The organism is Gilliamella bombi (assembly GCF_900103255.1).
In the GTDB taxonomy this organism is placed as follows: domain Bacteria; phylum Pseudomonadota; class Gammaproteobacteria; order Enterobacterales; family Orbaceae; genus Gilliamella; species Gilliamella bombi.
Genome location: NZ_FMWS01000008.1, coordinates 70,649 through 90,957, shown reverse-complemented (window position 1 = coordinate 90,957; position 20,309 = coordinate 70,649). Strand labels below are relative to the sequence as shown.

Below are 20,309 nucleotides of genomic sequence, written 5' to 3'. Positions count from 1 at the left end.
TTGCTTTGATAATATTTTGATTCGCGCATTCTACCTTTCCATTTTAGTGAAAACAATCGTAAAAAAATAAAGAAACAATAAAAAAACATTAATTACTGAAATTTTACTATTAATATTGTATGTGTATTTGTTTACCTAAGATTAGATTACTCTAGAAAGAACGTTTTACCTTCTAATATTGTATCTAGACGATGGAAAATGTCTTTTAACATGTGATAGACAATTATTTTATTGAAATTTTTATGTAAAAAAATAGCCTTTACGCTATAATCGTGTTGACTTAATTTTTAATTTGTGAAACTAGATTTTTTGTTGAAAATGTATTTGCAAAAATCGATCATTACCAAGTAATCACTATGCGATGTGATAAGTTGACAAGAAATTGTGCTAGCAACGTTATGGTATAGCATTTGTATGATGTGGATATTAATGTAAAGGAACATTATCATGAAGTCAAAGGTACAACATGTTAGAATAAAAAAGAAGAATAAGAGTGGGTTAATTAAGCAGTTAGCATTAAGTTATTTTCGTTTTGTTATATGTCGATTATGCTTCTGTAGCGATTTACTGTTGATGTTGCAAAAAAAACTCATCACTTTAAAATCAATTTTATTTCTGTTTTTTTGTATAGGAATTAGTCATCCTTTATTTGTATTTGGGGTATTACCTAAAGTTAAGTCTGCAAAAACCGTAAAAGAAATACAGGGTTCAGCACCTTATTTAACGTTTGATGGCGGCAAAACCCAATCATGGGATACGGATAGATTTTTAAATATTGAGCTACCTGATGGTAAGGTGCTAACACCAAAAAACAATCCCTCAACTAAAGCCAATCCGATACCATTGCCGCATGATGGTTTAAAACTTAGCGATATTAAAACGCTTATTCCATTGGGTCAAAGTGCTATTTCAATGACCGATTTGCTGAATAATAATGGTTTTTGGGCTGATAAAGATGGCGATGGTGATATTACCGCAACGGGGAATTTAACTATTATTGGTCGAGATGCCAATGGTACCGAAATGGGATTAGATGATACCTTTCAGGATTGCAATGCGCCCTATAGTGTAACAATGCAAAGTGATAATAGCATTTTATCAACGGCTTATGGCAAACCAAATTCAACTCAGATAGCAGCTAATCGCGCCACCTATTACCTAAATCCGCCTAAAGGCGCTTGTACTTATTCTGCCAAGCCTAACTTATATTTAAGTAATAGTCGAAAAAAAAATTGGGGTGGGTCAAATTATTCAGGTCCACCAAACCAATGGGATGATGCAAAAGGTTTTAAACGTCAAGATTTAAATAATCCGGCATCAAACTTTCCAACCATGGGGGCATATGGGCTATTTTTTACCATGGATATGGTTGATAGCTTAGGCAGTGATATGACGTTTGACAAGTCACCAGCAACATCGGGCATTGATTTAACTATAACGGGCAATGGCAGTATTGCCAAGATTCGATTAGTCGGACCCAAAGAGGGGGCTAGCGCTGCCGAGGCAGCAACCGCAGTGCCGACGACCTTTATCTTATATTCCGATAAAGCCAAAACCAATAAAGTATATAGTTTTACCATCAAAAAATGGTTTATCGCAAGAAAGGATTATAGTGGTAGCAATCGTAGTTATGCTCAGGCTGAACAATACTGTAATCAGTTGGGCTATCAAATACCTACAGTTAATCAATTAACTAATGCTAATTCTCAATATTGGAATCAAGGTTTAGCAGGTCAGGGTAGTAATTATCAACGTCGTATTGGTGGGGGATTATTGGCAGAATGGGGAGAAACTTATGACTATGCTAACATTAATGAGAGCTACCCTGGTAGTAATTTCAAAAGTAATGAGGTTTATTGGACTCAAAATACATATCAAGGCAATAAACTTTATAATCTTTTAATATACAGCAATATGGGGGCAGTTGACATTTGGCAGTATGGAAACACAGTTTGTGTTAATTAAATTATCAATACAAAATTATGAATAATAAAACAAATAAACATAAGCAGGGTGTGATTCAAGCCATACAATCTTTTGTTAAACAGAAATTATCCAATGATTTTTCAGGTCATGATATGGCACACATTGAACGTGTTGTAAAGTTAGCAAAAAAGATTTTACAGCATGAACCAAAAGCGAACGGTTTTATTGTGATTGTTAGCGCTTATTTACATGATGTGATTGATGAAAAAGTGGTTGCTGATGTAAGTCAAGCAATAATGGAATTGCGTGATTATTTAACGTCTCTAAAACTTACCGACACCGAAATTAAGATGATTTTTGCTATCATCGAGAATATGTCATATCGAAAAAATCTTAATCAGAAAAAAGAATTATCACTAGAAGGGCAGATCGTACAAGATGCCGATCGTTTAGATGCATTGGGTGCAATTGGTATTGCTCGCACCTTTTATTATGGCGGTAATAAGCATAATATTATGTACGATCCTAATATTTCACCACGAACTTCATTGGATGAAAATAATTATAAACATCCTAATACCGTTATTAATCATTTTTATGAAAAACTTTTTTTACTTAAAGATATGATGAATACCTCCATAGCAAAAAAGCTAGCCGAGCCAAGACATCATTTTTTAGTTCAGTTTGTTAAACAATTTGAAAAAGAATGGCAAGGAGAGGATTATTTTTACTGAAAATTTGTTTATCGATAATAGTTAGAGTATGAATAATTAATTTTTGAAAAATTTGTATAACACCTGCCTCTTTTAAGAAGGCAGGTTTTACTAAAATGGAATTGGTGTTCCAACTAATCCAAGTACAATAGGAAGAGTGATCAAGCTTAATAAAGTACTGAGCAAGGTCGCACTTGATACCAGTTCTGGATGACTATCAAATTGTACTGACATTAATGTGGTATTGGCGGCACTTGGCATTGCAGCTAGGACAATTAAAACTTGTTTATAAACAGGCTCAATTGGCATAAAGTAAACCATACAAAATGCCACAATTGGTGAAATCACCATACGTGCAAGCAAGGCAAATGAGATTTTAGGATAATCAAGCTGAGTAAGTTTTATTTTTGCCAGTTGCATGCCCAAAATAATCATGATCACTACAATTGATGCGTCACCGATCATTCCGATTGAAGTCATAATCGATTTAGATAAAGGGATGTGGCACAATTGGAAAATAATACCTAAAAAAGCGCCATACGCTACAGGCATGCGAATAACTTTATTAATAACGTCTTTTTGATTTACAATGTCACTATGAGCGCTACCTTTAGCCGCATAGTAAATGCCGACAGTGCTCATTACAAACTGTTGTAATACCATCATTATTACGCCAAGATCAAAGCCGACTGCTCCAAAAAAGATTAATAGTACAGGAGTACCATAGTTACCATTGTTCATAAAACAGGAACTCAAAATCATTGCACAGCGCTCTTTAACTGAATACTTCATGAGTATCGACCAAATTGAGACGATAATGACTAATGAAAAGCATAAACCAAAGACATAACCAATATAAAATAGATAATCTGTGGTTAAAGTATGAGTATAAAACGTTTTAAATGCCAAAAAGGGCGATAGCACATAAAGTGACATTTTCGATAGGTTGGCGACATCAAATTTTAAGGCTTTTTGTGCGATAAAACCTACAATAAAGATACAAAAAATAGGAAATAAAATAATAAAAAATTGCATAAGTTATATCTTTTGGTTAATTAAATTAATTCATTGAATCAAAAGCTATAATGATTGATTCTCGAAGTTTTTGACATGTTTCATCATCAAGCGCTTGATTGTTTTTATCAGTTAGAATAAACAGATCTTCAATATGTTCGCCGATAGTTGCTATTTTAGCGCTACGTAATGATAAATCTAAATTAGCAAATATTTCGCCCACACAAGCCAGCAATCCCGGTCTATCAAGTGCTATGAGCTTCATATAGGTTTGGCTGTCATTAAAGGCTGAAAGAAAGTTAACCTGAGTCGGCACTGAAAACGATCGCAATCGTTGTTTCGGTGGTTTTATGGTGACAGGTTTGTAAACAGGTTGTTGTAGTGCTTTATCAAGTGCATTTACTAGACCTTGGTTTCTATCTTCTTGTACAGTCTGTCCATTAGGCTCTAATACGATAAATGTATCGAGTGCAAATCCTTTTTTATTCGTAATGATAAGTGCATCATGAATAGTTAAATTATGCATACTTAGCGTATTACACACAGTTGCAAATAGATAAGGTCTATCTGGCGAATAAATAAAAAGCTCACTACCACCATGAGATGGATTTGGATTTATGGCTACTAATGTTTTGCCCAAGTCATGTTGCAATAAAATTTTTGCATGCCATACAATTTGTTCGGTTGTATAACGGACAAAGTAGTCAATGCGATAGTTTTGCCAAAGCTCTTTAATAATTTGTTCATCATAATTTTGTTTAACTAAAATGGTTAATGCCTCTTGCTTATTTTTACGTGCAACACTTCGCTGTTCGGGTATTTGGTGTATACCAGAGTCAAAGGAATTTGCTGCACTAAGATAGAGTTCGCGCATTAAACTTTGTTTCCAATTATTCCAAAGCGTTTCGTTTGTAGCACAAACATCAGCTACTGTTAGGCATAACAAATACTGTAAGCGACGCTTACTTTTGACCAATTGAACAAATTCTCCAATTACCGCAGGGTCTTGTAAATCTCTGCTTTGAGCAGTAACAGACATCAGTAAGTGATAACGTACTAGCCAGCAAATTAAATCAGTATCTTTGGTTTCGAGTTCGTGTAGTTGACAAAATTTTTCAACTAAATGAGCGCCAATTTCCGAGTGATCGCCATGCCTACCTTTGCCAATATCATGAAATAGACCAGCAATTACCAATAATTCGAGTTTAGGTAATTTAGCAAATACTTTTGCACTATTAGGATGTTTTTGTTTGCCACTTTCGGTTTTAAGACTATCAAGTTCAAGCAGTAAGCGGATAGTATGTTCATCAACAGTGTAAGCATGGAACAGATCAAATTGCATCATACCAGATATATGCTTCCAACCCGGTATATAGACAGAAAGTATACCGTATTTATGCATTGGTAAAATGGCTTTATTAATTGCATCTGGGTGCTTGATAATCGACATGAAAAGCACTCTTGCTTTGGCATCTTCACAAAGTAAAGTGGTTAGTGTGCGCCGAGCGGAACGTAATTGTCTAATTGTATTAGAATACAGTCCTATAACTTGAGGATTCAACAAAATAGTGTGAAAAAGCTGCATAATCATGACGGGATCTTTTTTGAAAATGTCATTATCTTTTACATCAATTAGGTTGTCTCGAACTTGAAAATATTTATCAATATCGTAAGGTTTGTTGTGTGGATTATGTTCAAGTATAGATTCATAAAACAGTTGTAATAACATTTGATTAAGTTCAGTAATATTGTGAGCAACACGATAATAATCATGCATCATTTTCTCAACAGGAGCATTACCTTCGCCTTGATAACCTAACATGTTAGCAATGCTTAACTGACGATCGAATAACAAACGATTATCATAACGAGTTATGACACAATGAAGCGCAAAACGTATTCTCCATAAAAATTTACGACAAGTTTTAAAGTCTTCAATATCTTCAGGGGTTAAATAGTTGAAATCAGCTATTTTTTGTAGAAATTCGCCACCAAAGTGACGAATCGCTATCCATTGAATAATTTGCATATCTCGCAATCCACCCGGACTATTTTTCAAATCAGGCTCTAGGTTATAAGAGGTGCTGTGATATTGCTTATGACGTTCATGTTGTTCTTGTATTTTTGCCTTATAAAAAGCACGAGACGGCCAGATTTTATCGCTAAAAATTTGCTTGTGTAGTTCATCTAATAGTAATTGATTGCCAGAAATAAGCCTTGATTCAATCAAATTAGTCATTATTGTGATATCATTTTTTGCTTCTTGTAGGCAGATTCTTAATGTTCTAACACTGTGCCCTATATCTAAATGTAAATCCCATAACAAGCGAACTAAATCACTGATCTGTTTTTCTATCTCTTTAGTCAACGGATAATCACTTAAAATTAAAATATCAATATCTGACAGTGGGTGTAATTCCGCTCGACCATAACCACCAACAGCAACCAAAGCGATACGATTACGTTTAAAGAAGGAAGAAACATGTTTAGGTATTTGATAAAAACGCCATAAGCGCTCAAGTAAACGGTCAATAAATTGACTGCGTAAATTCACTAAGGTATCAATGTCAGCTTGTTGTTCAAACTGAACCATGGACCATTGCTGAAACTCCTCAAGCTGTTGTTTTAGATATGTAATATTTATCTGTTCATCATTAAAATTAAGTGGAGAGACAGGGTAACACAAATGGGTTTTAGTCATAGCTATATTATCAAATTAAGACAATTCAATAACTATATCGTTACCCGATTTTAAATGGCTGTCAAGCTACGGTTATAAGAAAGCAAATTGTTAGTGATTGATATTAATTATACAAAAGGAACAATAATTTGTTCCCTTTGTAAAAAAGTTTCAGGTAAGTATGTGTTTGAGTATAAAATTATAAAGTAAAATCGCTTAAATCATCTTCATTAATTTCAGAATCAATTTGTCCAACTAGATATGAGCTCATTTCGGCTTCTTGTGGTGCTACTTGCACATTATCGGAAACAAGCCAGTTATTAATCCATGGAATTGGATTGGATTTAGCTTCAAAAGGTAATTTTAGTCCGACCGCTTGCATACGAATGTTCGTTATATACTCGACATATTGGCATAATATATCTTTATTTAAACCAATCATTGAGCCGCCCTCAAACAGGTATTCGGCCCATTGTTTTTCTTGATTAGCGGCTTGTAAAAATAAGTTATAACAATCTTGTTCACATTCTTTGGCAATTTCAGCCATTTCGGGATCGTCTTCACCACTGCGTAGTGTGTTGATCATAAACTGAGTGCCAGTTAAATGTAGCGCTTCGTCGCGGGCAATAAGTTTAATGATTTTAGCATTCCCTTCCATTAGTTCTCGTTCAGCAAAAGCAAATGAGCAGGCAAAACTAACATAGAAGCGAATAGCCTCAAGTGCATTGACACTCATTAAACATAAGTAAAGTTTCTTTTTAAGTTCACGTAAATTAATGCAAACAGTGCGATTATTGATGTTATGTTCACCCTCACCAAATAAATTATAGTAACTTGCATAGCTAATAAGATCATCATAATAACCTGCAATGTCACCAGCACGTTTTTGAATTTCTTTATTAGTGACAATATCATCAAAAACCACAGATGGATCGTTAACGATATTACGAATGATATGAGTATATGAACGAGAATGAATGGTTTCAGAAAACGACCAAGTTTCTACCCATGTTTCCAATTCAGGTATTGAAATAAGTGGCAGTAAAGCAACATTAGGGCTACGGCCTTGGATGGAATCAAGCAGAGTTTGATATTTTAAATTGCTGATAAAAATATGTTTTTCATGCTCTGGTAACGCAGCATAATCAATACGGTCTTGTGAAATATCGACTTCTTCTGGGCGCCAAAAAAAAGAAAGTTGTTTTTCAATTAGCTTTTCAAACATCTCATATTTTTGTTGATCATAACGCGCAACATTCACTGATTGTCCAAGGAACATTGGTTCTTTAAGCTGGTCGTTATGCACTTGCGAAAAGGTACTGTAATTCATACTCATAAAAGAACTCCTACTCATTTACTGTTGCTTTTACCGCTTCCTTTTGACAGTGTAAAAGGCAAGTTGAATGGGGAAATTACTAGTTTTCCCCCGATAAAAAATTGAATTTTAGCGTGTAGCTATTTAGTTTTAATCAAGGTTAAATTTTGCAAGCGCCACCTTCACAGCCATCATCCGAATGGGTTGTTGAAACAATATCACCTTGAATATCTTCAGCGCCATCGCGTGTATTATGATAATAGAGTGTTTTTACGCCAAATTTATAAGCAGTCAATAAGTCTGATAATAGCTGTTTCATGGGTACTTTATTATTTGGGAACTTAGCTGGGTCATAATTAGTATTAGCAGAAATTGATTGATCAATAAATTTCTGCATGATGCCAACTAATTGTAAATAACCAGTGTTATTTGGAATTTGCCAAAGTAATTCGTAAAAATTTTTCAGATGGTTATACTCAGGAACCACTTGTTTTAAAATACCATCTTTTGATGCTTTTACACTAATAAAACCACGTGGTGGTTCAATACCATTTGTTGCATTGGAAATTTGTGACGAAGTTTCTGATGGCATTAATGCCGATAATGTCGAATTACGAAGTCCATAGGTTTTAATTGATGCTCGTAGTGATTCCCAGTCATAGTGTAACGGCTCTTTAGTAATGGTATCTAAATCTTTTTTATAAGTATCAATAGGTAAAATACCTTGCGAATATGTGGTTTGACTAAATAATGGGCAGGCACCCTTTTCTTTAGCTAGATTATTCGATGCTTTTAGCAAATAGTATTGCATGGCTTCAAAGGTACGGTGAGTTAAATTGTTGGCACTGCCATCGGAATATTTAACCCCATGTTTTGCTAAATAATAGGCATAGTTAATAACACCAATACCTAATGTACGACGATTTAATGAAGAATGACGAGCTGCAGGTACAGGATAATTTTGGTAATCAAGTAGTGAATCAAGAGCGCGTACCGCTAAATCGGCTAACTCTTCAAAGTCATCTAGAGATTCTATTTTACCTAAATTAAAGGCTGATAATGTGCAAAGGGCAATTTCGCCATGTTCATCATTAACGTTATTAAGCGGTTTTGTTGGCAGTGCAATTTCCATACATAAATTAGATTGATGAACAGGTGCTAATTGAGCATTAAATGGGCTGTGAGTATTACAGTGATCGACATTTTGGATATAAATACGCCCAGTTGATGCGCGCTCTTGCATTAATAATGCAAAGAGTTCAACGGCTTTAACTTCGCGTTTGCGGATATTTGGATCTTGTTCGTATTGGTGATAAAGCGTTTCAAACTTATCTTGATCGGCAAAGAAGGCATCATAAAGTCCAGGAACGTCCGATGGGCTAAATAGAGTAATATTTTCGTTTTTGATTAAACGTTGATACATTAATTTATTGATTTGTACGCCATAGTCTAAATGACGGACACGATTTTCTTCAACGCCACGGTTGTTACGTAATACTAATAAACTTTCAACTTCTAAATGCCAAAGAGGATAGAAAACAGTTGCTGCTCCTCCTCGCACACCACCTTGCGAACAAGATTTAACCGCTGTTTGGAAATATTTATAAAATGGAATGCAGCCTGTATGAAAAGCTTCACCACCACGAATTGAACTTCCTAACGCACGAATTCGCCCTGCATTAACTCCAATTCCTGCCCGTTGTGATACATATTTAACAATAGCGCTTGCTGTGGCGTTAATAGAATCTAAACTATCATCACATTCAATTAATACGCAAGAACTGAACTGTCGAGTAGGAGTACGAACCCCCGCCATAATTGGCGTTGGTAGCGAAATTTTAAAGGTTGAAACGGCATCATAAAAGCGTTTGATATAACTAAGACGTGTATCTTTAGGATAATTAGCGAAAAGGCAAGCTGCAACTAGAATATATAAAAACTGCGCGCTTTCATAAATCTCGCCAGTGACACGATTTTGTACTAGATATTTTCCTTCAAGTTGTTTAACTGCGGCATACGAAAAAGACATATCTCGCCAGTGATCGATAATCTTATCCATTTGTTCAAATTCTTCTTGCGTATAATCTTCAAGCAAGTGTTTATCATAAAGCTCGTTATCGACCAATTTTTTAACGTGTTCATAAAGTGAAGGTGGGATAAATTGATTAAAGGCTTTTTTACGTAAATGAAAGATTGCTAAGCGTGCAGCTAAATATTGATAGTCTGGCGCTTCTTGTGAGATCAGATCGGCTGCAGCACGAATAATTGTCTCATGAATATCCGATGTACGAATGCCATCATAAAATTGAATATGTGAACGTAATTCAACCTGAGAAACAGAAACATTTTCTAATCCTTCAGCAGCCCATGTAATAACACGGTGGATTTTATCAAGGTTTATTGGTTCTTTCTTTCCATCTCGTTTGGTAACGAGTATTGATTTATTCATTCTTTCATTCCAATGTTAAAGTATATTTTTAATTATGATAATTGATATTTATCAAAATATACAATATGTAGTACCTATTAATTAAATTTATCACTATATGTAGTATTATTAATCAATAGTGCAGATTTATTAATTAAAATAAAACGTTATTGATTTTAATAGCTAGAATTTATTTTTTCATAAAAAATGAAAAAAAGAACTTATGCCAGTTACCGTCGTGCTGTCGATATCATTTAATTGATTATCGACAAAGTAAAAATTTGTGTAAAGCGATAACAAAAAATTTGAAAGCGATTTATCAGGCTACAACAGAACAGCAAGCACAAGCATTTACGCATTTTGGGTCAATTTGGGTTGAAAAGTAGGGCTATACTAGCCAGCCGTAGCGTATAGGAACTGGGAAAACCTCAGCACCTTGTACTTACCCGTTGACATTCGCAAAGCAAATTTACATTACCAATGCAATAGAGTCTTTAAACAGTCCTATTCGCCATATCATCAAGAAATGTAAAGTTTTACAAACAGATAAATCAGTTAAAAAAGTCATTTTTTGGACAATACCACACGCTTGTAATAAATTGGCTATATCAATCCAAAACTTAAAAAAATGCTATAAGTCGGTTCATTATAAAATTTGGTGACTGAATCAACCGTCACCTTGAATAGGTAAATACACAAAATTTAGGGTAGTGCCTTTCAATCTGATTTTCTAGTTAATTTCTTAATAGCAAACGAGCAAATAGGAATAATCTCACGCTTTTCTTGCTGTAATTTTTCTACTACAAGGTCTAATAAATTATCTGCAATACCTTGACCACGATACGCAGAATCAACATAAGTATGATTAATAGTAGCTTTATCTTTCCCTACCCTTGCAAAGGTCATTTCAGCTATTTCTTTATTATTAGCATCACAAGCATAAAAACGATCATTATCTTCTAAAAAATGTAGTGTCATAAAATTACCAATATAACATTGTAATTAGTTTACTATGATTCACATCCATACTTGATAAATAAAAACTCTTTTATTATTAAAAGCAGCCTAATTCCATATCGACTCATTTTAAAGGAGTTAGTAGATAAACAAATAGGTGACTGTCATAAAATATCATTTTTACCAGTTCACCTATTAATAAAACAATCAGATATTTATCTACTACTAATTATGCTTAAATGGCACAATTAACAATTTAAAATAATCGTTTGGCTGTATTGTATAGATCCATATCAAATGGACGCTTCATATTATTGATAGCATCTATAATATCGTGATGTACTAATTTACCATTTTGTACGCCAACGCTTCTACCTGCATAGCCTTGTAGCAGTAATTCAACAGCATAAGCCCCCATACGAGACCCCAAAATACGATCATAAGGGACAGGAGAACCACCACGTTGAACGTGCCCTAATACTGTGGCACGAGTTTCGTGATGAACAGCAGCTTCAATGTCTACTGCAAGTTGATTTACATCACACATATGTTCTGTAACAGTCACAATTGCATGTTTTTTACCTTTTGCAAAGCCTAGTTTAATTTCTTCGATTAGATCTTCCTTCGTATAAGAAACCTCTGGAATAATCATAAATTCACAACCACCAGCAACTGCTGCATTTAAGGTTAAATCACCACAATCTCTCCCCATTATTTCAATAACTGAAATTCGGTTATGTGAAGAACAAGTATCACGTAATCTATCGATTGCTTCAACTGCAGTACTAAGTGCCGTAAAATACCCTATAGTATAATCAGTACCACGAATATCATTATCAATAGTTCCTGGTAAACCAATACATGGAAAACCTTCTTCAGTTAATCGCATTGCGCCCATATATGAACCATCACCACCAATAACAACTAAAGCATCAATTTGATGTTTTTTTAGATTAGCAATGGCTTTTTGTCTTACAGCTTTATCTTTAAATTCTGGAAATCTAGCCGAACCAAGAAATGTACCACCACGAGTAATAATATCAGATACACTTGAACGCTTTAGTTGAACAATGCGATCTTCACAAAGTCCCATATAACCATCATAAACACCAAAAACATCCAACCCTTCTGATAATGCTGTTCTCACTACACCTCGAATAGCAGCATTCATTCCTGGAGCATCGCCACCACTGGTTAAAATACCTATTTTTCTTATCATATAAAATAACTCCAAATTATTAACTTTTAGTTATTATAGAGTCTTAACAGATATCTAACAATAGACAATAAAAGCTATTTTTGATTAAGTTTTCTACTTCATCATTTCGATGGGCACAACAGAAATTGGGTCTTGATGAATAATCACCGTTGCAGGAGAAAATTCTTTAGAAATATGTTTTTCAATAGCATCAGCAATGGCATGAGCAGTGATTAAAGGCATATCATCGTCTAATTCAAGATGCAATTGAATAAATTTGAGAGGGCCTGCTTGGCGGGTCTTTAGATCATGAAAACCTCTTACATCTGGATATGAAGCAACAATTTCAGCTATTCGCAAATTATCACTATCTGGTAAAGCATGATCTAATAGGTCTTTAATTGCATTATGTGCAATGTGATAAGCATTATAACAAATATACAAAGCAATAAAAATTGCAAAGGCCGCATCAGCATAAGTAATGCCATACCAACTTAAACAAAGTGCAATTATAACAGCAATATTCAACAACATGTCGGAAGAATAATGCAACATATCGGCTTGAATAGCATTACTTTTAGTGATTTTTACAACATATCTTTGATACAAAACAAGAATGCATGTCACTACAGCAGAAACAGTTGAGACAATAATCCCCAACAAAGGTTCCTGCAGTTCATTCGGATAAATAAAAGAGCGAATGCTAGAAAGTAATAAAATTATTGCAGAACCAATAATAAACGCACTTTGTAATAATCCTGCCAAAGATTCTGCCTTGCCATGACCAAAAGTATGATCAGCATCTGCGGGCTTTAGTGCATAACGAACTAAAAAAAAGTTAACACCAGAAGCAAGTAAATCGATACTTGAATCTAATAATGAAGCAAATAAACTTATTGAACCAGTAAACCAACAAGTAATAAATTTAATTAAAATTAAGGAAATAGAGATTGAAACGGCACCTAGCGTCGCTCTTTTAACTAATTTTTCATACAAATGTGAATTTGACATTTAGTACCTATTTATTGATAGGATTCAATTCCCAAAGGAAGAACTAATTGCCGAGCAATTTCAGCTGCTTTTATTCGGCCTAACAACGCATCTATAATTTTTAAAGCAAAATCAATAGACGTTGCGGGACCTTGGCTAGTAATAACTTTATACAACTCATCAAAATAAACTCTATCGGACTTCCAATTTTTAAACGCCTCTTTAGTGGTTGGATAACCAGTCATATATGCGTGTGGAAATAAGTTATGATGTTGTAAAACCATAGCTGGAGAAGCACAGATTGCAGCAACAATACCGCCACTTTGGTGCGTTTGTTTCAATTTTTCGATTAGCAATGGACAATCTCGAAAATTTTCAGCACCTTTAACACCTCCAGGTAAAACAACAACATCAAAATCAATGTATTGAACATCCGAAAGTATTTTTTTTGCCAAAATGGTAACTCCTCGAGAACATTCAATTTCACGAGAACTTGAAATACTTACAGTAGTAACTTTAATATCAGCTCGGGTTAATAAATCGATAGTGGTTACCGCTTCTGTTTCTTCACAACCATTCGATAAAAACACCAATGCTTGCTTTGTCATCATTACGCTCCTTTTGAAAAAACAACTTATTAATTTTTTATCGAAAATGAATTATTTCACCCTTTCAATATTGGCGCCTAATTTTCTTAATTTTGCTTCAATATTGTCATAGCCTCGATCTATATGGTAAATACGATCAACAGTGGTTAAACCTTCAGCAATACAACCAGCTAAAACTAGACTCGCTGACGCCCGCAAATCCGTCGCCATCACTTGTGCACCGCTCAATGTTTCAACACCATGGGTAATTAAGGTATTACCTTCAATTTCTGCTTTTGCACCCATGCGAATTAGCTCAGGAACATGCATAAATCGATTTTCGAAAATGGTTTCTTTAATGATTCCTGTACCTTCAGCAACCATATTTAGCAATGAGAATTGTGCTTGCATATCAGTAGGAAAACCTGGATGCGGAGCAGTATGAATGTTAACAGCTTTTGCCCTTTTTCCTTGCATATCTAAACAAATCCAATCTTCACCTACCTCAATCTTAGCACCAGCTTCCTTCAATTTAGAAAGCACCGCATCAAGTAGGGTTGGATCAGTTTTACGGCAAGTGATTTTACTTCTAGATATAACTGCCGCAACTAAAAAAGTCCCTGTTTCAATACGATCAGGAACTATTTCATGTATACCACCACCTAAACGTTCAACCCCTTCTATCTCAATACGCATTGTACCAGCACCAGTAATTTTAGCGCCTAACATATTTAAGAATTTAGCGGTATCAACAATTTCAGGTTCACATGCTGCATTTTCGATGATAGTTTTGCCTTCAGCTAAAGTTGCGGCTGACATAATCGTAACGGTCGCGCCAACACTCACTTTATCCATGACAATATGAGTACCTTTTAGTTTTCCATTGACTGACGCTTTAACATAGCCTTCATCAAGTGCGATTGTCGCACCAAGTTGTTCAAGACCACTAATATGAAGATCAACAGGTCTTGCACCAATAGCACAACCGCCAGGTAATGAAACTTGTCCTTGCCCAAAACGAGCGACAAGAGGACCTAAAGCCCAAATTGAAGCACGCATAGTTTTTACTAGCTCATAAGGTGCACAGTAGTTATTCAGATGACCTGCATCAAGGTAAATAGAATCATTTCGTTCATATTTTACACCTAGCTGGCCTAGCAATTCCAAAGTTGTATCGATATCTTTTAATTTAGGAACATTTCGAAGTTCTACTGGTTTTTCTGCCAAAATTGCAGAAAATAAAATGGGTAGCGCAGCATTTTTTGCGCCAGAAATAACCACTTCGCCATTTAGCGATGTTGGACCTGTTACGTGAAACTTTTCCATTGTTAACTCTTATGCGTGATAAATTGGCGATTATTATAGAAGCTATTTACTAATAGTTAAATGAATTTCATTAAAAATTGAAAATATCGCTTTTTTGAGATCAATAAAAACTACTAAAAATCAATAAGTTAAAAATTTTATCTTATTTTGAATCTAGTAAATAATTACGATTAATCAATGATTGACTCAAACAAATTAGCGCCTTATAGTGAATATACTATTTTCACATACAATTTGGGTTATATGACATATACCGCAAGATGTCCTTATATCAATACGATAATATTCAGTCGAGGGAAAAATATATTTGATTCACTTGCAAAAACAAGTCAGATTAATAACAAAAATAAATTCATTAAAAAAGAACGTTTATATCTAATTTTATACTGAAACACATAGTTACCTGAAACTTTTTTACAAGTTAACTGGCATAGAGAAGTGCTCATCTTTAATAGTCACACATAATTTAATTTGCTAACATAAACGGTTTTTTAAACATTATAAAACAAACTATACAATAACATGGATTACGATATCGCAATTATAGGACTAGGACCTGCTGGCAGTACGCTAGCCCGTTTACTGAGTCCTTCATTCAAAGTCATTGCATTAGATGCAAAACATAAAACGGGAAATGAAGGATTTCATAAACCTTGTGGGGGACTATTAGCAGATGATGCACAAAAAGCCTTTGCTAGGCAAAATATAAACTTACCCGCTGATATTTTAACTGATCCTCAAATTTTTAGTGTCAGAACTTATGACTTACAAACCAAACTTGTTCGCAATTATCAGCGGAGTTATGTAAGTTTTGATCGGCACAAATTTGATCTGTGGCTAAAATCACTAATACCATCAAATGTAACCGTCCTTCATAATACACTCTGTAAAGAAGTAAGACGCATTATTGATGGTTATCAGATCACTTATCTTGATGAAAATAAAAATGAACACAACGCCACTGCTCAATATGTGGTCGGTGCTGACGGTGCCAATTCTCTGGTTAGACGAATGCGATATCCTCAACATACGATAAGACAATATGTAGCGATACAACAATGGTTTAAAGAGCAACATCCAACGCCATTTAATTCTTGTATATTCGACAATGAATTAACAAATTGCTACTCGTGGAGTATTTCAAAAAATGGTTATTTTATCTTTGGCGGTGCTTTCCCTAAAAAGGTAGCGAATCAAAATTTTGAACAATTAAAAGAAAATTTAACTAAACAAGGGTTTATTTTTGGTAAACCTCTCAAAACAGAAAAATGTTTAGTGGTCTATCCAAATCGGCTACGTGATTTTTATACTGGTAATGAAAATATTTTTTTAATTGGTGAAGCTGCTGGTTTTATTAGTGCAAGTTCGTTAGAAGGTATTAGCTATGCTTTAGATAGCGCTGAAATTTTAAGTAAAATATTAAATAGTGGCCATCCAAAACCTAATAAATGTTATTATCAACGTACAATACCATTACGCTTCAAACTTTATAGTAAAATTGTTAAAGCCAAACTATTAACAACTCCTTTGTGGCGTAAATTAATAATGAAAAGTAAGATTCAGCATATTGAATAACTTAAAATAAAAAAATAATAATGAAATATATTGGGAAATATTAATTATGTTTGATGTAAACGATCTGATCCGTTTTAACCACGAATGGTCAGAAAAAATAGAGCAAGAAGATCCTGAATTTTTTAAACAACTTGCAGTTGAACAAAATCCTAAATTTTTATGGATCGGCTGTTCAGACAGTCGTGTGTCAGCAGAAAAACTCATTAAGTTAAAGCCAGGTGAGTTATTTGTGCATCGTAATGTCGGTAATCTTGTAATACACACTGATTTAAACTGTTTATCTGTCGTTCAATATGCAGTGGATGTACTTAAAATTGAAGATATCATTGTTTGTGGTCATTTAGGTTGTGGTGGAATTCGTGATGCGGTTGAAAATCCTGATTTAGGGCTAATTAATAACTGGTTACTGCATATTCGTGATCTTTGGTTTCGAAACAGCTCACTTCTAGGGGAATTTCCTCCCGATATCCGTTTGGATGTTTTATGTGAACTTAATGTAATCGAACAAGTCTACAATCTTGGACACTCTACAATTATTCAATCTGCATGGCAACGAGGTCAAAAGATTAATTTGCATGGTTGGGTTTATGGAATTCATAATGGCAAAATTACTGATTTGCATATCACTTCATCAAGTAGCGAAAATCTTGAAATTAACTACCGAGAAGCTATTTCTTATCTTCTAAATTTACATAAATCTCACTAATTAGCCCATGATTTTATTTAAAACGATGGATAACTTGATTGCTGCTTCCTCGCCATAATAGACGAGGATCAGCAAGTTCCTGCACAAATTTTCCATCAATTAACACATCAATATAAGGAATAACTGCTTGTTGTTCAGCAGTTAACTCATCAAGCTTATACCCAGTCCAAAGCCAGATATCTTTATTATCGCACTCAGATTTAACACGTTGGACCAGTTTTAATATAGTTGCAACGTTTTGAGGATGCAAAGGATCACCGCCAGAAAGCGATAATCCTTGACGTTTTATTTCAGTATCTTGTAAATCTTTAATGATTTGATCTTCAAGTGCTTGTGTAAATGGTAAACCAGAATTTACTCCCCATGTACTTTTGTTATAGCAACCTGGGCACTGATGTACACACCCGGCAACAAAAAGAACACAGCGAGTTCCTTCCCCATTAACAACATCGACAGGATAATAACGATGATAATTCATAAATATTTATTGATTATTAACCAATTTGACCATTATTTAAATGTTTAACTCGACGTTTTACTTCTTCTTGTTTACCTGCATTGAATGGGCGGGCATCAGGACTACCTAAATATCCACAAACACGACGAGTAACCGATACTTTTGAAGAATCATGATTACCACAACTTGGGCAAACAAAGCCTTTGCTGGTACAAGAAAATTCACCGGTATAACCACATTCATAACATTCATCTATTGGCGTATTAGTCCCATAATAAGGAACTCGTGAATAACTATAATCCCAAACATCTTCTAATGCTTTGATATTGTTAATCATATTTGGATATTCGCCATAACAGATGAAACCACCATTAGCAACTTGAGGATAAGGTTTTTCAAATTCGATTTTTTCGTACGGATTAACCTTTTTCTCAACATCAAGATGGAAACTGTTAGTGTAATAACCTTTATCAGTAACACCTGGAATTACACCAAATTCAGCCGTATCAAGTCGGCAAAATCGATCACATAAATTTTCGCTTGGTGTGCTATATAAACTAAACCCATAACCAGTTTCGTTCTTCCATTGATCCACCGCATTACGTAAACGCTCAACAATTGCCACACCTTTTTCGCGTAATTTATCACTATCAAATGGATGCGTTTGATTTCCGTAAAGTGCATTTAATGTTTCATGAAGACCAATATAACCTAAAGAAATTGAAGCTCGCCCATTTTTGAAAATTTCAGAAACATTGTCATCTTCGTTAAGTCTTACACCACAAGCACCTTCCATATATAAAATTGGTGCCACTCTTGCTTTTACGCCATCAAGTCTAGCAATACGCGTCATTAATGCTTTTTTACATAGTTCTAAACGTTTATCTAAAATTTCCCAAAATCGAGCTTCATCACCTTTAGCTTCAATAGCTATACGAGGCAAATTTAGACTAATTACACCTAAATTATTGCGCCCATCATGAATTAACTGGCCGTTTTCTTCATAAACGCCCAAGAAACTTCGACAACCCATTGGCGTTTTAAATGAACCCGTCACTTCAACAACTTTATCGTAATTTAAAATATCTGGGTACATCCGTTTACTTGCACACTCAAGTGCAAGTTTCTTAATATCATAATTAATATCGCCCTGTTTATGGTTAATACCATCTTTAATGGCAAAAACAAGTTTTGGAAAAACTGCTGTTTTATGATTTTTACCTAATCCTTTGATACGAACTTTTAAAATAGACTCTTGAATTAAGCGTGATTCCCAACTAGTTCCTAAACCAAAACCAAAAGTAACAAACGGAGTTTGTCCATTAGCTGTGTGTAAAGTGTTTACTTCATATTCAAGAGATTGAAATGCATCATAACACTCTTTTTGAGTGCGACTTTCAGCATAAGCTTCTGGATTTGGGATATTCCATTCTTCAGCCACTTGTTTGTGTTTGTTATAACTAATAGTAACAAACTTTGCTAAAACTTCATCGATACGATTAATGGTCGTGCCACCATAAATATGGCTAGCCACTTGCGCTATAATTTGTGCAGTTACCGCAGTTGCTGTAGCAATTGATTTTGGAGGCTCAATCTCAGCATTACCCATTTTAAAACCATTAGTTAACATACCATCTAAGTCAATTAACATACAGTTAAACATAGGGAAAAATGGCGCATAATCTAAATCATGATAATGAATTTCACCACAATCATGAGCACGAGAAATATCTTTAGGTAATAAATACTGCTTCGCATAATGCCTTGCTACAATACCCGCAAGTAAATCACGTTGAGTTGGAATCACCTTGCTATCTTTGTTAGCATTTTCATTTAAAATGGCGACATTACTTTGCTCAATTAGTCCTCGAATATCCTGATTTAGACGGCTACGTTCTTCTCGAGCACGATCACGATCATGACGATACTCAATATAAGTTCTCGCTAATTTTTTATAAGGGCCTGACATTAACTGATTTTCAACTGCATTTTGAATTTCGTTGATATCAACACTTTCACGTTCGCTCATTTGATTAGTAACAACACGAGCAACCGTTTCGCAATAATCAGGATCATGAACATTCGTCGCCACAGCTGCTTTGACAATTGCATCTTTAATTCGAGTCTCATTAAATGCAGTTTGACAACCATCTCGTTTTATTACTACAGGCATATATACTCCTCAATATCCATCAATAACTCGCGTTAGTCACAAGTGTTATACCAACATTAATATTCGTTGTTATTATTCATTTTTTATCAAATCATTAGTTTTTTGATATAATCCCGAGGTTTTCTACCGCTTAAAATAACACTATATATAGTAAATAATATTCAATTATACACAATATATAGTGTTTTTCTAGGCTTTTTAATAAATGAAATCACTTGACAAATTTAAAATCAATAATGACAAGGAGTTATGAAATATTGAGAT

15 protein-coding genes are annotated in these 20,309 nt (G+C 34.5%); 4 read left to right on the top strand and 11 right to left on the bottom strand.

The window, feature by feature from the left end; genetic code table 11:
* Positions 1-447 precede the first annotated feature (447 nt).
* Both B9N71_RS01800 and B9N71_RS01795 read left to right on the top strand, forming a co-directional pair.
* A complete protein-coding gene (locus tag B9N71_RS01800) occupies positions 448-1,965 on the top strand; it encodes a hypothetical protein (RefSeq protein ID WP_143421984.1) in 1,518 nt (505 codons plus the stop codon).
* Between the two features lie 17 nt (positions 1,966-1,982).
* Positions 1,983-2,660, top strand: coding sequence for an HD domain-containing protein (locus tag B9N71_RS01795; RefSeq protein ID WP_085163900.1), 678 nt, complete (start codon positions 1,983-1,985; stop codon positions 2,658-2,660).
* 90 nt (positions 2,661-2,750) lie between these two features.
* Here the strand turns inward: B9N71_RS01795 and B9N71_RS01790 are convergent, their stop codons facing one another.
* The 9 genes from B9N71_RS01790 to murA form a co-directional block, all read right to left on the bottom strand.
* Positions 2,751-3,674, bottom strand: a complete 924-nt coding sequence (locus tag B9N71_RS01790; RefSeq protein ID WP_085163899.1) for an AEC family transporter — start codon at positions 3,672-3,674, stop codon at positions 2,751-2,753.
* Positions 3,675-3,699: 25 nt separating this feature from the next.
* Entirely contained in the window at positions 3,700-6,354 is a 2,655-nt protein-coding gene (gene glnD / locus B9N71_RS01785; RefSeq protein WP_085163898.1) for a bifunctional uridylyltransferase/uridylyl-removing protein GlnD, read from the bottom strand.
* Positions 6,355-6,532: 178 nt separating this feature from the next.
* Positions 6,533-7,663 carry a class Ia ribonucleoside-diphosphate reductase subunit beta gene (gene nrdB, locus B9N71_RS01780; protein WP_065608766.1) on the bottom strand — a complete coding sequence of 377 codons (1,131 nt, stop codon included), beginning with the start codon at positions 7,661-7,663 and terminating at the stop codon, positions 6,533-6,535.
* 145 nt (positions 7,664-7,808) lie between these two features.
* Entirely contained in the window at positions 7,809-10,097 is a 2,289-nt protein-coding gene (nrdA, locus tag B9N71_RS01775) for a class 1a ribonucleoside-diphosphate reductase subunit alpha (RefSeq protein WP_085163897.1), read from the bottom strand.
* 696 nt (positions 10,098-10,793) lie between these two features.
* Positions 10,794-11,054 carry a GNAT family N-acetyltransferase gene (locus B9N71_RS01770; RefSeq protein WP_085163896.1) on the bottom strand — a complete coding sequence of 87 codons (261 nt, stop codon included), beginning with the start codon at positions 11,052-11,054 and terminating at the stop codon, positions 10,794-10,796.
* Between the two features lie 235 nt (positions 11,055-11,289).
* A complete protein-coding gene (gene pfkA / locus B9N71_RS01765; RefSeq protein WP_065589614.1) occupies positions 11,290-12,252 on the bottom strand; it encodes a 6-phosphofructokinase in 963 nt (320 codons plus the stop codon).
* Positions 12,253-12,345: 93 nt separating this feature from the next.
* A complete protein-coding gene (locus B9N71_RS01760; protein ID WP_065589615.1) occupies positions 12,346-13,242 on the bottom strand; it encodes a cation diffusion facilitator family transporter in 897 nt (298 codons plus the stop codon).
* Between the two features lie 11 nt (positions 13,243-13,253).
* Positions 13,254-13,829, bottom strand: a complete 576-nt coding sequence (locus B9N71_RS01755) for a DJ-1 family glyoxalase III (RefSeq protein ID WP_085163895.1) — start codon at positions 13,827-13,829, stop codon at positions 13,254-13,256.
* Positions 13,830-13,880: 51 nt separating this feature from the next.
* Entirely contained in the window at positions 13,881-15,134 is a 1,254-nt protein-coding gene (gene murA / locus B9N71_RS01750; RefSeq protein WP_085163894.1) for a UDP-N-acetylglucosamine 1-carboxyvinyltransferase, read from the bottom strand.
* A 522-nt stretch (positions 15,135-15,656) separates the two neighbouring features.
* Here murA and B9N71_RS01745 point away from each other — a divergent pair.
* Positions 15,657-16,709 (top strand): FAD-binding protein, encoded by a 1,053-nt coding sequence (locus tag B9N71_RS01745; protein ID WP_085163893.1) that lies wholly within the window; start codon positions 15,657-15,659, stop codon positions 16,707-16,709.
* A gap of 46 nt (positions 16,710-16,755) precedes the next feature.
* Positions 16,756-17,415: a carbonate dehydratase gene (gene can / locus B9N71_RS01740; protein WP_065575142.1), complete on the top strand. Its 660-nt coding sequence runs from the start codon at positions 16,756-16,758 to the stop codon at positions 17,413-17,415.
* 13 nt (positions 17,416-17,428) lie between these two features.
* Here can and nrdG read toward each other — a convergent pair whose 3' ends face one another.
* A complete protein-coding gene (nrdG, locus tag B9N71_RS01735) occupies positions 17,429-17,893 on the bottom strand; it encodes an anaerobic ribonucleoside-triphosphate reductase-activating protein (protein ID WP_065609418.1) in 465 nt (154 codons plus the stop codon).
* Positions 17,894-17,909: 16 nt separating this feature from the next.
* Entirely contained in the window at positions 17,910-20,045 is a 2,136-nt protein-coding gene (gene nrdD, locus B9N71_RS01730; protein ID WP_085163892.1) for an anaerobic ribonucleoside-triphosphate reductase, read from the bottom strand.
* Positions 20,046-20,309: the final 264 nt, after the last annotated feature.

What these genes read in the sequence shown, in the direction of transcription:
- nrdA (WP_085163897.1), bottom strand. Translation starts at nt 10,097, where the DNA reads ATGAATAAATCAATACTCGTTACCAAACGAGATGGAAAGAAAGAACCA.
- glnD (WP_085163898.1), bottom strand. Translation starts at nt 6,354, where the DNA reads ATGACTAAAACCCATTTGTGTTACCCTGTCTCTCCACTTAATTTTAAT.
- nrdD (WP_085163892.1), bottom strand. Translation starts at nt 20,045, where the DNA reads ATGCCTGTAGTAATAAAACGAGATGGTTGTCAAACTGCATTTAATGAG.
- can (WP_065575142.1), top strand. Translation starts at nt 16,756, where the DNA reads ATGTTTGATGTAAACGATCTGATCCGTTTTAACCACGAATGGTCAGAA.
- B9N71_RS01770 (WP_085163896.1), bottom strand. Translation starts at nt 11,054, where the DNA reads ATGACACTACATTTTTTAGAAGATAATGATCGTTTTTATGCTTGTGAT.
- murA (WP_085163894.1), bottom strand. Translation starts at nt 15,134, where the DNA reads ATGGAAAAGTTTCACGTAACAGGTCCAACATCGCTAAATGGCGAAGTG.
- B9N71_RS01760 (WP_065589615.1), bottom strand. Translation starts at nt 13,242, where the DNA reads ATGTCAAATTCACATTTGTATGAAAAATTAGTTAAAAGAGCGACGCTA.
- nrdG (WP_065609418.1), bottom strand. Translation starts at nt 17,893, where the DNA reads ATGAATTATCATCGTTATTATCCTGTCGATGTTGTTAATGGGGAAGGA.
- B9N71_RS01755 (WP_085163895.1), bottom strand. Translation starts at nt 13,829, where the DNA reads ATGACAAAGCAAGCATTGGTGTTTTTATCGAATGGTTGTGAAGAAACA.
- nrdB (WP_065608766.1), bottom strand. Translation starts at nt 7,663, where the DNA reads ATGAATTACAGTACCTTTTCGCAAGTGCATAACGACCAGCTTAAAGAA.
- B9N71_RS01795 (WP_085163900.1), top strand. Translation starts at nt 1,983, where the DNA reads ATGAATAATAAAACAAATAAACATAAGCAGGGTGTGATTCAAGCCATA.
- B9N71_RS01745 (WP_085163893.1), top strand. Translation starts at nt 15,657, where the DNA reads ATGGATTACGATATCGCAATTATAGGACTAGGACCTGCTGGCAGTACG.
- pfkA (WP_065589614.1), bottom strand. Translation starts at nt 12,252, where the DNA reads ATGATAAGAAAAATAGGTATTTTAACCAGTGGTGGCGATGCTCCAGGA.
- B9N71_RS01790 (WP_085163899.1), bottom strand. Translation starts at nt 3,674, where the DNA reads ATGCAATTTTTTATTATTTTATTTCCTATTTTTTGTATCTTTATTGTA.
- B9N71_RS01800 (WP_143421984.1), top strand. Translation starts at nt 448, where the DNA reads ATGAAGTCAAAGGTACAACATGTTAGAATAAAAAAGAAGAATAAGAGT.